Genomic DNA, 12,248 nt, shown 5'->3' on the forward strand with positions numbered 1-12,248 from the left:
GGCCGTATTGCGTCCGCAGTAGCAAAAACAAGGGAAAATCGTGCGCTTCCAGATAAAAATCACCAAATCTCGGCCATCCAAGCTCAATTTCAGCAGCCAGGTCGCCTCAAGTCCGACAGGCTGCTAGTTGTCGTTACCGGAAAAACCAATTGTCGCCAGACACAGACTGGCGTGGCGCAAGAAATCTGCTGTTCTGGAAATGTACATAGGAATGCAGAGGATGTTCTCGCCGATGAAATCGAGGATTTCACTCAAGCCTGTTCAATTGGCGTACTGGAAACCGCGGCGTAACTCCATGCCTTGCGCCATGGCACCGGAAGCGCTAATTTTTTGAGCGTGGCTGATGCCTTCCCGGAAACACGGGCGGCCCTTGATCAGGTTCTGAATGAAAAGGAATTGTGATGTACGTCGCCTGTTCGTATCACCCGAAAGAGGACAGGGTCGTCGTGATGGGCCGCACCGACTACCCGGACTGCGGTGATTTCAAGTCCCAGATTTCGCCCGGCGAAACGTACTACGGCTTGACGTACGATGAGCTGGCTACGCTTGATGGATTCGAAACCGACCCTCTGACCGACCAAGTCATCCGCACCGTTCCGGCAACACCCATACCGCCTGACGCAGACCGCTCCGGAAAACTGATCCCGGACTGGCTGAGAAAGCAGCCTGCGCCATGAACCTGAGCATTACGGTCGATTCCAAACTGCTGACTACAGTGCTCAATCGGATCGGCAAGCTGACGATGACATATCGCTGCCATGAGTGTGCTTGGCATGACGATGAAACGCATGTCCGTAACCGCTTCGAGGCACGGACCGACCCCTTCGGCCAGCCATGGGCGCCGTGGAAACCCTCAATGCTGAAGTCCTATCCCAACGCAACTACCCTTGCGCCGGCCGACGAAGCAGCATTGCTCGACGTCTTCGTAGATGTTCTCAGTAAAATCATCCACAAGGAGAATAAGGTGAGTCCCTCCTCTTTCATCTCGAAGTGCTCGCCGGACCAGCAAGCACGGCTTGATGCTTTGTCGCGCCGCTATCGTTAGGGATGTCTTGATCTGGTATTGGCGGAACTGAATTTCACCATGCAAATTTTTACCATCCGCGATCTGCGTGAACATCCTGGGGAGTTGCTCCGCAGGGCGGAGGATGGCGAGTTGTCGGTGGTTACCCGGCGGGGCAGGCCGGTGTTTGTTGCCGTGCCGTGTGATGAAGCGCTGTTCAGTGACGGGTTGGGGGTGGCGTTGGCGATCAGGCTGTTCGACGATGAGCGTATTTCTCTCAGGCAGGCGGCAAGGCTGGCTGATGTTTCCGTCAGCGAAATGATCGATCTCTTGGGGCGCAGTGGTGTGGCAGTGATTCGCTCGACCGCGGAAACGCTTGAGCGTGAGCTTGCCGATTTTGGCCTGGATGTTGCCGGCAACCCGATTCAATAGCCATCCTGCTGGGGGGCGTCTGTTTCCACTTCGCCGCTATCGAGTTGTGCGGCACGCCTGGCGATTCCCCGTTCAAAGCTTGCGATCCGGGCGCGCGCCAGGGCAATGGCTTCGTCGAAATCTATCGTGCCCATTTCACCTCGCTCGTACGCATCGGTCCGGCGTTCGGCTTCTTCGATCCAACTGGCGAGTATTCCGTCGTCTTGATCGAGACTGAACGGCGGGTCTTCCATCAAGCTGGCGGATTCGTCCGGCGCCAGCTGTGGGGTGGGGGTTTCGTTGTCGTCAGCGGGTATTTGGGGCATGGTGCGCGCCTTCTGGTTTTTTCGGCCGGGGCGCTGCAATCTGCCGGGGCAAGGTGCCGGGCCTCGGCGAGATTGCAGTTTTTCAGCGACCGCGTTTTCCGTATTGCCGCGGGGTTGGGGCGATTACTGCCCGGCTTCGCACTTCTTCATGAATGAAGCCTTGGCAGCGCCGGCCAGGGCCTTGCCGTTCTTGTCCATGGCCTTGGCTTCGCAGGCGGCTTTGGCGCTGCCCTTGTTTTCTGCCTGGCATTTCTTCATGAACGAGGCCTTGGCGGCGCCGGCCAGGGGCTTGCCGTCCTTGCTGACGGCCTTCGATTCGCAGTCCGCGGCTTGCGCGAAACAGAGGCTTGCGGTGAACAAGCCAGCCAGCAATCCCATAAGCAGTTTTTTCATCATGACCTCTCGGTAGTTGATCGTTAGTGCAATGCCGCGATGGCTTCCTGCCGGCGGCGGCTTGAGAGTAGCATCGTTACTGACGAAAGCAATATGCTGCGGTTTGGGCTTCCTGCTGGCTGTGGCAGGATTGCCCGGCGCTTTCCCTTTTCATCCTTGCCCGGAGATTCCGATGTCCGCCTTGTTCGCCCCTTTTACTCTGCGGGACCTGTGCTTGCCCAACCGCATCGGCATGCCGCCGATGTGCCAGTACTCTGCCTGCGAAGGCGTCGCCAACGACTGGCATGTGCAGCATTACGGCAGTCGGGCGGTGGGCGGGGTGGGGCTGGTGATCGTCGAGGCGACGGCGGTGCTGGCGGAGGGGCGGATCAGCCCGGGCGATCTCGGCCTCTGGCACGACGAGCAGGTCGAGCCCCTGGCGCGCGTGCTGCGCTTGATCGAGGGGCAGGGGGCGGTGCCGGCGATCCAGCTGGCGCACGCCGGGCGCAAGGCCAGCGTCGGTCTGGGCTGGGAGGCGCAGCGCACGCTGACGGCGGCGGAAGGCGGGTGGACGGCGGTGGCGCCTTCTCCTTTGGCCTTCGGTACCTATGCGGCGCCGCTGGCGCTGGATGCGGGCGGCATCTGGCGTGTCGTCGATGCCTTTGCAGCAGCGGCGCGGCGGGCTGTGCGGGCGGGTTTCCGGGCGGTGGAGATTCACGCCGCGCATGGCTACCTGCTGCATCAGTTCCTGTCGCCCTTGTCCAATCTGCGCGATGACGGCTACGGCGGCGATTTTGCCGGCCGCACGCGGCTCGTGCGTGAGGTCGTGGCGGCGGTGCGGGCAGTGCTGCCGGCCGGCATGCCGCTGCTGATCCGGCTGTCGGCGACGGACTGGGTGGAGGGCGGCTGGGATGCCGCGCAGACGGTGGAACTCTGTCGGCTGCTCAAGGACGATGGGGTCGATCTGGTCGATGTGTCGACCGGCGGCCTAGTGGCTGATGCGAAGATTCCCGCCGGGCCGGGCTTCCAGGTGCCGTTCGCGACGCGCATCCGGAGCGAGGCTGGCTTGCCGGTGGCGGCGGTGGGCTTGATCACCGAGGCGGCGCAGGCCGAGGCCATCATTGCCAAGGGCGAGGCCGACCTCGTGCTGGTCGGCCGCGAACTGTTGCGCAACCCGTTTTGGCCGCTGCAGGCGGCGCAGGCGCTGGGGGCCGAGGTGGCGTGGCCGAAGCAGTACCTGCGGGCGAAACCGGTCGCTCGTTGAGAGGCTGGCGGTGATGTCGGTTGTGCAGGAATTCCGGGCCTGGTGGCGACGCCGGACGGCGCCTGCGCGGATGTTGCCGGGCTGCGCCTTTCCGGCGCTGGGCGGCCTGCTGGAAGGAGACGTCGCACAGGCGGTGGAGATCCTGGACGATCCCCGGACGCCGCTGCGCTTCATCGAGCAGGTGCTGCAGGCCGAACTCGGGCTGGCGCGTGGCGACGCGCTGCTGGCCGCAGCCTTGGCGCATGGTCACGGTGGGGTGCTGATTCCGGTCATCGATGCGGCGACGGCGGCGACAGCGGCGTCGACGTTGACGGAAGCGGCAAGGAAGGCGGGCTGGCCGTTGCGTTGTCGAGCCGTGGCGCTGGACGGAGTGGGTTCATGAAGCTGACCAGCAAGGCGGTGTACAAATTGTTGCGGGCGGCCATTTCGCCCCGCTTGCCGGCCGGGTTCGTGGCAGCGCCGGGCAATGTTGCCGATTGGCAGCAGGAGAGCGCAGCGGGGGTGCTGGCCTTCTGGTGTCAGTGCGACAAGTGGGGCTGGGATGTGCGCTGGGGTTCGCGCTTCACGCTGGAATTCCTCTTTGCCAGCGATGCCGGCGCGGCCGAGCGTCTGAGCGGCCGGCGCGAGCGGATCGGCGAACTGCTGGAAGGCTTTCCCGAACTGGACGAACTGCGCCAGCGCAACAACGCGGTGATCGCCCGCTTGCCGGGGACGCTGGCCGACGCCTGTGTGGTGACGGTGACCGACGACGGCAACGAGATCATCCTCGAAGGTTACCGGGCCGATCCGCAACCGGCGATCTATGCCCAGGACATCTGGCTGCATTACTACACGGCGGACGATGTGGCCGCCTGGGGGGAATACCTGGCGGCGCGGCTGCCGCGTTTCCTCGAATGCTTCGCACAGCAGACGCGCAGCCCCGCCGGCCTGGCGCACCGGCGCTTCGACGCGGCGCTCGGGCGGGTGCAGGATTGCCGGGATTTTCCCGGCAGGCTGGTGCTGCTTGACGACTATCTGGGCAGCGAGAGCGATCCTTACTACCGTGCGATCGCTGCCCGCCTGCGCGATGAGGTGTTCAAGGTGCTGAACCCGGGCTGAGGGGAGTTTCAGCGGAGTTCGAAGGCTTCCTGATGAAAGTCGTCGCGCGCCAGGCCTGTGCTTCGTTCCCGCGGTGCGGGCCACAGAGCCAGATGCTGCTGCGGTCGCCGCCGAAGGGCCCTTGCGTTCGCTTTGCCGGCGGCGCAGGCGTGCGTCGGTGCGGGCGCGGAGGGTGATTGGCAGGTCCGCGCGACATGGCGCGGACCTTGGAGCGGGCTTAGTGCTCGCTGGTGACGGGAACGTTTTCTACGCTGGTGCCGCCCAGGCTCCAGCCACCGACGCCTTCCCAGGCGTCGTTAATGGCAAAGTGGGCATCGAAGGGAGCCAGATAGGCACCGATCGCCGGCGGTGGCACCGTGATGACGGCACTGCCTTGCAGGGAAACGATCTTGGTGTATTCGCCGAGGCCGGTGTAGCGAATCTGGCCGGTCACGTTGCTGATCAGGACGTCGGACATCGGGCCTTGAACGGCCTGCGTCTGGCGGGCCTGGCCGCTGACGGCGCCGGTGCTGGCGTTGACCATCAAGGAAAAATGAAGGATCGGGGCGCCCGGAGTACCGACATTGCCGGCGGTTCCATGGACGAGATATACACCTACTTTGCCAACTGTGGTTGTCATCGTCATCTCCTTTTGAGGTTGACCAGGAATGCGAAATGCATTCCTTGGTGGACGATGCCATGGGAATAGTTTCCTGGAAAGCAGAGTTTTGTTACACCTGCGCTGCGGCTACGCGGCGCAGGTGCGTGATGGGCTTCCGTCGGAGCAGTTCCGGCGGAATTGGTGGCGGCTTAGCGGAACTCGAAGGCTTCCTGATGGAAGTCGTCGCGCGCCAGGCCTTTTTCCTGGAACAGGCGGGCCAGCGCTTCGCCCCAGCGGCGCGGGCCGCAGAACCAGACGCTGGTGCCGTCGCTGCGGCAGGCGGTGATTTCCTCGCCGGTGAACGGGCCGTCGCGCTCGCTCAGGCGACGGTGCAGGCGAACGCCGGTGCGGGCGCAGAGGGCGTCGAGCTGTTCCGGGAAGGGGCTGTCGCTGGCGCTGGAGTAGAAGAGATCGACGTCGGCGCGCTGGCCGCTGGCGGCGAGCGTTTGCAGGCGGGCGAGGAAGGGCGTGATGCCGATGCCGCCGGCGACCCAGATCTGGCGGGCCGAGGCCGAGGCGAAGTCGAACTGGCCGTAAGGGCCTTCGAGACGGATCGTCTGGCCGGCGGCGACAGTTTGCGGCAGCTTGCCGGTGAAGTCGCCGAGCGCCTTGACGGCGAGCGTCAGGGTGCCGGTTTCGGCGCTCCAGGCCGAGGCGATGGTGAAGGGGTGGGCGCCTTCGCCGCGCACGCCGAAATCGGCCAGCAGGAACTGGCCGGCCTGGTGGCCGGGCCAGGAGGCGGCTGGACGGCAGACGATTTCCAGTACCTGGCCGTCGGCCTGCCGGACCTGTTCAACCTGCGCCGGATGCTGGCGCCGGCGGCCGATGCGGCCGCTCAGCGAGAGCAGCGCCGGCACCACGCCGAGCGCGGCGACGGCGAGCGTCGCCCAGGCCAGCGGCGTCTGCCAGAATTCCTTGGGCATCAGCAGCAGGCCGTGGAAGGCGCCGCCCAGGAAGATCAGGCCGAAAGCTTTGTGCGCGAGGCGGAACCAGTGATAGGGCAGGCGCCGGAGCAGGGCGACGACGACCAGCGCCATCAGGATGTAGCCGGCCCATTCGCCGACGTCCTTGGCCAGCTCGATCCACATGTCGGGCTCGCCGCGCGGCCCGCGCGGCCGGTTCGGCCCGGCGATCAGCCCGGCCTTGGACAGGGTTTTCGGCAGCCATTCGAGTTGCCAGTGCAGCAGCACCAGGAGACCGGCGCCGATGCCGATGTTCTTGTGCAGGCGGTAGAGCTTGTCCAGCCCGCCGAAGCGCTTTTCCAGCCAGGGGGCGCGGGTGGCGAGCAGCATGCCGGCGCTCATCCACCACAGCGCGACGATGCCGGAGAGCAGGATCAGGTTGCGCCGCCAGAACCAGGGGCCGCCCTGTTCGGCGGCCAGTAGATCGGGCAGGGCAAAGGCGGCCCAGAGGCCGAGCGGCAACAGGCCGAGCAGCAAGCGCGGATGTTTCATTGTTTTTCTCCCTTTTCGTGAGGCCTCAAGTCTACGCCGCAGGCAACGGACAGTCTGCCGCTCGCCGGTTTCGGGATGTAAGCAAATGCAAGCGATGTTGCGAGCGGGGGCCGCCGGAGCTGTGTATAATCCGCCCCGTCATTGGGGAGTAGCCGCTCTGCATCCGCCAGAGGCCTGCGTCAACAGACTTGTCCTGCGGGACATGGCGCAGGCGGTTCCGTACTTGGCAAGACCTTTGACCATGTCGCTTTCCCGGGCCGGAGAAGCGATGTGGTCAATCGTCCTGATCCGGCCAGGTATCTTCAGATGGAAGCTTTCCTCATTTCCACGGGCATCGTTGCCCTGGCCGAAATCGGCGACAAGACGCAACTGCTCGCCTTCATCCTCGCCGCCAAGTTCCGTAAGCCGCTGCCGATCATCGTCGGCATCCTGGTCGCCACCATTGCCAACCACGCTTTTGCCGGCGCGCTCGGCGCCTGGATCACGTCACTGGTGGCGCCGGGAACGATGCGCTGGGTGCTCGGCCTGTCCTTCATCGCGATGGCGGTGTGGACGCTGATTCCCGACAAGATGGACGACGACGAGGCGGCGCTGGCGCGTTACGGGGTTTTCGGGACGACGCTGATTGCCTTTTTCCTGGCCGAGATGGGCGACAAGACGCAGGTCGCGACAGTGGCGCTGGCCGCGCAGTATCAGGCGGTCGTCGCCGTCGTTGCCGGCACCACGCTGGGCATGATGATCGCCAACGTGCCGGCCGTGCTGCTCGGCGACCGCATCGCCAACCGCATACCGGTGCGCGTCGTGCATGCGATCGCCGCCGCCATCTTTGCCGTGCTCGGCATCGCGACCCTGCTCGGCGCCGGCGGCAGCCTGGGGTTCTAGGCGGGCTTAGAGCTGGGCGGCAAGCGCGAGCACGCCGCCCAGATTGATGGCGATGCCGGCTGCGAAACGGACCGGGTGTTTCCGGAAAGCGTTGGTGGCAAGGCGGGTCATGACGGTTTCCTTCGGGATCGGTATGCCGTCATTGTCGGCAAGGCCTTGCCGCCTCGCCAATTGACAATGCCGATGCGCTGGATTTGTCCCGGCTATCGCTTGAGCTTGGCGAAGGCGTTGGCCATCGCGTTGCCGGCCGGCGGCGGCGCGTTGTGGCGGGCCTGCTGTTTCGACAGCGGGGCGCCGCGCTGGCTGCCGGCATCGTGCTTCTTCGGCTCGTCGCTCATGCGCATGGTGAGCGCGATGCGCTGGCGGGCGAGGTCGACTTCCAGCACCTTGACCTTGACCACCTGGCCGGCCTTGACCACGTCGTGCGGGTCCTTGACGAAGGTATTGGACAGCGCCGAGACATGGACCAGGCCGTCCTGATGCACGCCGATGTCGACGAAGGCGCCGAAGGCGGCGACGTTGGTCACCACGCCTTCGAGGATCATGCCCGGGCGCAGGTCTTTCACTTCCTCGACGCCGTCGGCGAAGGTCGCGGTCTTGAACTCGGGGCGCGGGTCGCGGCCGGGTTTTTCCAGTTCCTTGAAGATGTCCTGGACGGTCGGCAGGCCGAAGCGCTCGTCGGTGTATTTGGCCGGGTTGAGGCCCTTGAGCGCCTGGCTGTTGCCGAGCAGTTCCTTGATCGGCTTCTTCAGGTCGACGATGATCTTCTCGACCAGCGGGTAGGCTTCCGGGTGCACGGAAGACGCGTCGAGCGGGTTGTCGCCGTTCGGCACGCGCAGGAAGCCGGCGGCCTGTTCGAAAGTCTTGTCGCCGAGGCGCGGCACCTTCTTCAGTTCGTCGCGCGACTTGAAGGCGCCGTGGGCGTCGCGGTAGCCGACGATGTTGGCGGCCAGGCTGCCGTTGAGGCCGGAGATGCGGGTCAGCAGCGGCACCGAGGCGGTGTTGACGTCGACGCCGACGGCATTGACGCAGTCCTCGACCACGGCATCCAGGTTCTTCGCCAGCTTGGATTGCGAAACGTCGTGCTGGTACTGGCCGACGCCGATCGACTTCGGTTCGATCTTCACCAGTTCGGCGAGTGGGTCCTGTAGGCGGCGGGCAATCGAGACCGCGCCGCGGATCGAGACGTCGAGGTCGGGGAATTCCTTGGCGGCGAGTTCGGAAGCCGAGTACACCGAGGCGCCGGCTTCCGAGACGACGATTTTCTGCAGCCGCGCTTCCGGGTACTTCTTCATGACGTCCTGCACCAGCTTGTCGGTCTCGCGGCTGGCGGTGCCGTTGCCGATGGCGACCAGCGTGACGCCATGCGTCGAGGCCAGGCGGGCGATGGTCGAGATCGAGCCGCCCCAGTCGTTGCGCGGTTCGTGCGGGTAGATGGTGGCGGTGTCGAGCAGCTTGCCGGTGGCATCGACGACGGCGATCTTGCAGCCGGTGCGGATGCCCGGGTCGATGCCCATGGTCACGTGCTGGCCGGCCGGCGCGGCGAGCAGCAGGTCCTTGAGGTTCTTGCCGAAGATGCGGATGGCTTCTTCCTCGGCGCGCTCGCGCAGTTCATTCACGAGTTCGAGTTCGAGGTGGGTGTAGACCTTGACCTTCCAGGTCCAGCGCACGGTGTCCTGCAGCCATTTGTCGGCCGGGCGGTTCTGGTGCTTGATGCCGAAGCGGGCAGCGATGCGCTGTTCGCAGGCATTCGGGCCGGGCTTGACGGCGTCTTCGTTGAGTTCCGAGTCGAGCACCAGCGCGACGTTGAGGAAGCCTTCGTTGCGCCCGCGCAAGAGCGCCAGCGCCCGGTGCGAGGGCATGTCGACGATGGATTCGGCGAAGTCGAACCAGTCGCGGAATTTGGCGCCTTCGGTTTCCTTGCCTTCGACGACGGTCGATTTGAGCAGGCCGTGTTCCTTCAGGTAGTCGCGCAGCGTCTGCAAGAGTTGCGCGTCTTCGGCGAACTTCTCCATCAGGATCTGGCGGGCGCCGTCGAGTACCGCCTTGGTGTCGGCGAAACCGGCGTCGGCGTTGAGGTATTTCTCGGCTTCGTCTTCCGGCGTCAGCTCGGGGTTTTCCAGCAGACCGAGGGCGAGCGGCTCGATGCCGGCCTCGCGGGCGATCTGCGCCTTGGTCCGGCGCTTCTGCTTGTACGGCAGGTAGAGGTCTTCGAGGCGCTGCTTCGTTTCGGCGTTCTCGATCTCGCCGCGCAGTTCCGGCGTCAGCTTGCCCTGTTCCTCGATGCTGGCCAGCACCGCGCCGCGGCGATCCTCGAGTTCGCGCAGGTAACCGAGGCGCTCTTCCAGCGTGCGCAGTTGCGTGTCGTCGAGTTCGCCGGTGACTTCCTTGCGGTAGCGGGCGATGAAAGGCACGGTGGCGCCTTCGTCGAGGAGCTGGACGGCGGCCTTGACCTGGGCCGGACGGACGTTGAGTTCGAGGGCGATGCGGTGTTCGATGGGAGCGAGCATGGGGGCGGCGACTGCTGAAGGGGGCGGCAATGATGCCGTAATCTGAAGGTGAATTACAACTCTCTGCGGAGTGGTGTAGGATGCCAATTGATACATCCCAACTCAAGAGGAGAGAGCACATGCAAGTGAATACCTATCTGTTTGGTACCGTCGATGTGGCAGAAGACAAGGTCATCAGCTTTCCGAACGGCCTGATCGGTTTCGAAGACAAGAAGCAGTTCATGCTCGCTCACGAAGAAGGCAAGGGCGAGCCGCAGAGCTTCACGCTGCAGTCGGTGGATGACGCGGCGCTGGCTTTCCAGATCATCGATCCGACCGCGCTCGGCTTCAACTACGAGCTGGAACTCACCGACGAGGAAAACGCGCTGCTGCAGTCGCCGGCCGCCGACGACGTGGCGGTGATGATCACCCTCTACAAGCAGGAAGAAGGCGGCGGCGTCGCCCCCAGCCTGCGCGCGCCGCTGATCATCAACCTCAAGGCCCGCGTCGGCCTGCAGAAGTTGTTGGCGCAGATGACCACCAACGTCACGCTGTCCAACCTGGTGAACAAGGTCTGATTCCTCGACACCCACGCCAAGCCGGCCTGCGCGCCGGCTTTTATTTTTTCTGCAGGCGGGCTAACGGGTCCTGCCGGTAGTAATCGCGTAGTAGTTCGTAAAGCGCCGGGTATTCGGCGGCGACGACATCGGGAATGCCGAAGAAGCATTCGCTGAGAACGGCGAAGAATTCCCCGGGGGCCTCGGCGGCGTAGGGGTCGATGATCGTTTCCTCGCCGGCGTCGACGCGGGCGCAGAAATCGTCGTAAGCGGGAAGGAGAACGCCTTCCCAGCGTTCGGCGGTGATTCCGGAATGCAGCGCCGGCATGCCGTCCACTTCGCCGTTGAGCATGTCGAGCTTGTGCGCGAACTCGTGGATGACGACGTTGTAGTCGCCGCCGGCCATCTGCACGTCGCGCCAGGAAACGAGCAGCGGGCCGCCTTCCCAGGCCTCGCCGGAGAGCACGTCGGCGTAACGGTGCACCACGCCGTCGTCGTCGGCGATTTCGCGCGGGACGACGAACTCGTCGGCATAGACGACGATGCCAACCCAGTCGCCGTAGGCGCCGAGGCCGAGTTCGAGCACCGGCAGGCAACCCTGGGCGGCGATGGCGACGCAGATTTCGTCGCTCAGTTCGAGCCCGCCGGCGGCGGTGAATTCCTTGTCGGCCAGGAAGCGTTCGGCCAGCGCCCGCAGGCGGCGCGCCTCATCGGCGTCGAGCGCGGCGAGGAAGGGCTGGCTGGCCAGCGTCCGTTGCCAGAGGTCGTCGGGGATTGCCGCCGGACGGCGGCGCAGCCAGTCGAACAGGCCCATCCGCCGCTCAGCCTTTCTTCATCGTCAGCCAGATGCCGGCGAAGATCAGCGCGATCCCGGCATAGTGGTAGGGGTGCGGGATTTCGCCCAGAAAGACGACCGAGAGCAGGGTGCCGAACACCGGCATCAGGTGGATGAACAGGCTGGCCTTGTTGGCGCCGACTTCGGCAACGCCGCGGTTGTAGAAGATGTAGCCGACGAAGCTCGGGAAAATGCCGACGTAGGCGAGCGAGAGCAGCGATCCGGCATGCACGTTGATCGTCCGCCCTTGCGCCATCTCCCACAGGTAGGCGGGAAACAGGGCGGCGAGGCCGACCAGCGTGAACGCGGCGAGCGCCAGCATCGGGTGCACGCCGGCCGGGCGCCAGGCCAGACCGACGGTGTAGATGGCCCAGACGGCGACGGCGCCGAGCATCCAGAGGTCGCCGATGTTGAGGTTGAGATGGAGCAGCACGCCCAGTTCGCCGCGGGCGACGATGGCCAGCGCGCCGAGCAGCGAAACGACGACGCCGGTTGCCGCCAGCGGCGTCAGCCGCTTGCCGAGGAAGGCCCAGGAAATGGCGATGGTGGCGACCGGGATGAAGGAGTTGAGCAGCACCGCGTTGGTCGCCGTCGTCGTCTGCAGCGCCAGATAGGCGAAGGTGTTGTAGCCGCCGACGCCGAGCAGGCCGAGAAGCAGCACCGGCCGCCAGCCTTTTTTCAGCAGCGGCCACTGCGCCTTGAAATGCGGCAACGCCAGCGGCAGGACGAGCAGGAAGGCGATCGCCCAGCGCCAGAAGGCGAGCGCCAGCGGCGGCACGTCGGCGCGGATGCCGCGGCCGAGCACCATGTTGCCCGACCAGAAGAGCGCGGTCAGGGTCAGCAGCAGGTAAGGGTTGGTCAGGAATTTCGGCATGGTCGGCGGGATGCGGCACCGTCGACCACGGGTTCGACGGTGG

Annotated in this window: 16 protein-coding genes and 1 riboswitch; of the genes, 9 read left to right on the forward strand and 7 right to left on the reverse strand. The window is 65.0% G+C overall.

The window, feature by feature from the left end; genetic code table 11:
• From ACLIIZ_RS13925 to ACLIIZ_RS13940, 4 genes are all read left to right on the forward strand, one after another.
• Positions 1–291, forward strand: a 291-nt coding sequence (locus ACLIIZ_RS13925; protein WP_416693079.1) for a hypothetical protein, incomplete at its 5' end; no start/stop codon positions are given.
• Positions 292–401: 110 nt separating this feature from the next.
• Positions 402–677 carry a hypothetical protein gene (locus ACLIIZ_RS13930; RefSeq protein WP_416693080.1) on the forward strand — a complete coding sequence of 92 codons (276 nt, stop codon included), beginning with the start codon at positions 402–404 and terminating at the stop codon, positions 675–677.
• On the forward strand, positions 674–1,045 hold the full coding sequence (locus ACLIIZ_RS13935) for a phage virion morphogenesis protein (RefSeq protein ID WP_416693081.1): 372 nt from the start codon (positions 674–676) through the stop codon (positions 1,043–1,045). The genes ACLIIZ_RS13930 and ACLIIZ_RS13935 overlap by 4 nt, the downstream gene beginning before the upstream one ends.
• An 18-nt stretch (positions 1,046–1,063) precedes the next feature.
• A complete protein-coding gene (locus ACLIIZ_RS13940; protein ID WP_416693082.1) occupies positions 1,064–1,435 on the forward strand; it encodes a type II toxin-antitoxin system prevent-host-death family antitoxin in 372 nt (123 codons plus the stop codon).
• Here ACLIIZ_RS13940 and ACLIIZ_RS13945 read toward each other — a convergent pair.
• Both ACLIIZ_RS13945 and ACLIIZ_RS13950 read right to left on the reverse strand, forming a co-directional pair.
• Entirely contained in the window at positions 1,429–1,740 is a 312-nt protein-coding gene (locus tag ACLIIZ_RS13945) for an addiction module protein (RefSeq protein WP_416693083.1), read from the reverse strand. The genes ACLIIZ_RS13940 and ACLIIZ_RS13945 overlap by 7 nt on opposite strands.
• Before the next feature lie 123 nt (positions 1,741–1,863).
• Positions 1,864–2,133 carry a hypothetical protein gene (locus tag ACLIIZ_RS13950; protein WP_416693084.1) on the reverse strand — a complete coding sequence of 90 codons (270 nt, stop codon included), beginning with the start codon at positions 2,131–2,133 and terminating at the stop codon, positions 1,864–1,866.
• A gap of 172 nt (positions 2,134–2,305) precedes the next feature.
• On the opposite strand from ACLIIZ_RS13950, the gene ACLIIZ_RS13955 reads away from it, so the two are divergent.
• Genes ACLIIZ_RS13955 through ACLIIZ_RS13965 form a run of 3 tightly spaced genes read left to right on the forward strand, consistent with a single transcriptional unit; the run spans position 2,306 to position 4,474 of the window.
• Positions 2,306–3,376 (forward strand): NADH:flavin oxidoreductase/NADH oxidase, encoded by a 1,071-nt coding sequence (locus ACLIIZ_RS13955; protein WP_416693086.1) that lies wholly within the window; start codon positions 2,306–2,308, stop codon positions 3,374–3,376.
• A gap of 13 nt (positions 3,377–3,389) precedes the next feature.
• Positions 3,390–3,758 (forward strand): ATP-dependent Clp protease adaptor ClpS, encoded by a 369-nt coding sequence (locus ACLIIZ_RS13960; protein ID WP_416693087.1) that lies wholly within the window; start codon positions 3,390–3,392, stop codon positions 3,756–3,758.
• Positions 3,755–4,474 carry a hypothetical protein gene (locus tag ACLIIZ_RS13965; RefSeq protein WP_416693088.1) on the forward strand — a complete coding sequence of 240 codons (720 nt, stop codon included), beginning with the start codon at positions 3,755–3,757 and terminating at the stop codon, positions 4,472–4,474. The genes ACLIIZ_RS13960 and ACLIIZ_RS13965 overlap by 4 nt, the downstream gene beginning before the upstream one ends.
• Positions 4,475–4,691: 217 nt before the next feature.
• On the opposite strand, the gene ACLIIZ_RS13970 is transcribed toward ACLIIZ_RS13965, so the two are convergent.
• Positions 4,692–5,093, reverse strand: a complete 402-nt coding sequence (locus ACLIIZ_RS13970) for a DUF1842 domain-containing protein (protein ID WP_416693090.1) — start codon at positions 5,091–5,093, stop codon at positions 4,692–4,694.
• 170 nt (positions 5,094–5,263) lie between these two features.
• Complete coding sequence (locus ACLIIZ_RS13975; protein WP_416693092.1) at positions 5,264–6,568, reverse strand: ferredoxin reductase family protein; 1,305 nt, start codon at positions 6,566–6,568, stop codon at positions 5,264–5,266.
• 131 nt (positions 6,569–6,699) lie between these two features.
• A riboswitch (yybP-ykoY riboswitch) is annotated at positions 6,700–6,870 on the forward strand.
• 4 nt (positions 6,871–6,874) lie between these two features.
• On the opposite strand from ACLIIZ_RS13975, the gene ACLIIZ_RS13980 reads away from it, so the two are divergent.
• The gene (locus tag ACLIIZ_RS13980; RefSeq protein WP_416693093.1) at positions 6,875–7,450 is read left to right on the forward strand and encodes a TMEM165/GDT1 family protein; all 576 of its coding nucleotides are present in this window, start codon (positions 6,875–6,877) and stop codon (positions 7,448–7,450) included.
• Positions 7,451–7,653: 203 nt separating this feature from the next.
• Here ACLIIZ_RS13980 and ACLIIZ_RS13985 read toward each other — a convergent pair whose 3' ends face one another.
• Positions 7,654–9,960 (reverse strand): Tex family protein, encoded by a 2,307-nt coding sequence (locus ACLIIZ_RS13985; RefSeq protein WP_416693095.1) that lies wholly within the window; start codon positions 9,958–9,960, stop codon positions 7,654–7,656.
• A 119-nt stretch (positions 9,961–10,079) separates the two neighbouring features.
• Here ACLIIZ_RS13985 and fliW point away from each other — a divergent pair, with 119 nt between their 5' ends.
• A complete protein-coding gene (gene fliW, locus ACLIIZ_RS13990; protein ID WP_416693096.1) occupies positions 10,080–10,517 on the forward strand; it encodes a flagellar assembly protein FliW in 438 nt (145 codons plus the stop codon).
• Positions 10,518–10,557: 40 nt separating this feature from the next.
• Here the strand turns inward: fliW and ACLIIZ_RS13995 are convergent, their stop codons facing one another.
• Both ACLIIZ_RS13995 and ACLIIZ_RS14000 read right to left on the reverse strand, forming a co-directional pair.
• Entirely contained in the window at positions 10,558–11,310 is a 753-nt protein-coding gene (locus ACLIIZ_RS13995) for a M90 family metallopeptidase (protein WP_416693097.1), read from the reverse strand.
• A 7-nt stretch (positions 11,311–11,317) separates the two neighbouring features.
• On the reverse strand, positions 11,318–12,205 hold the full coding sequence (locus ACLIIZ_RS14000) for a DMT family transporter (RefSeq protein ID WP_416693098.1): 888 nt from the start codon (positions 12,203–12,205) through the stop codon (positions 11,318–11,320).
• Positions 12,206–12,248 lie beyond the last annotated feature (43 nt).

The organism is Azonexus caeni (assembly GCF_048146105.1).
GTDB lineage: Bacteria > Pseudomonadota > Gammaproteobacteria > Burkholderiales > Rhodocyclaceae > Azonexus > Azonexus aromaticus_B.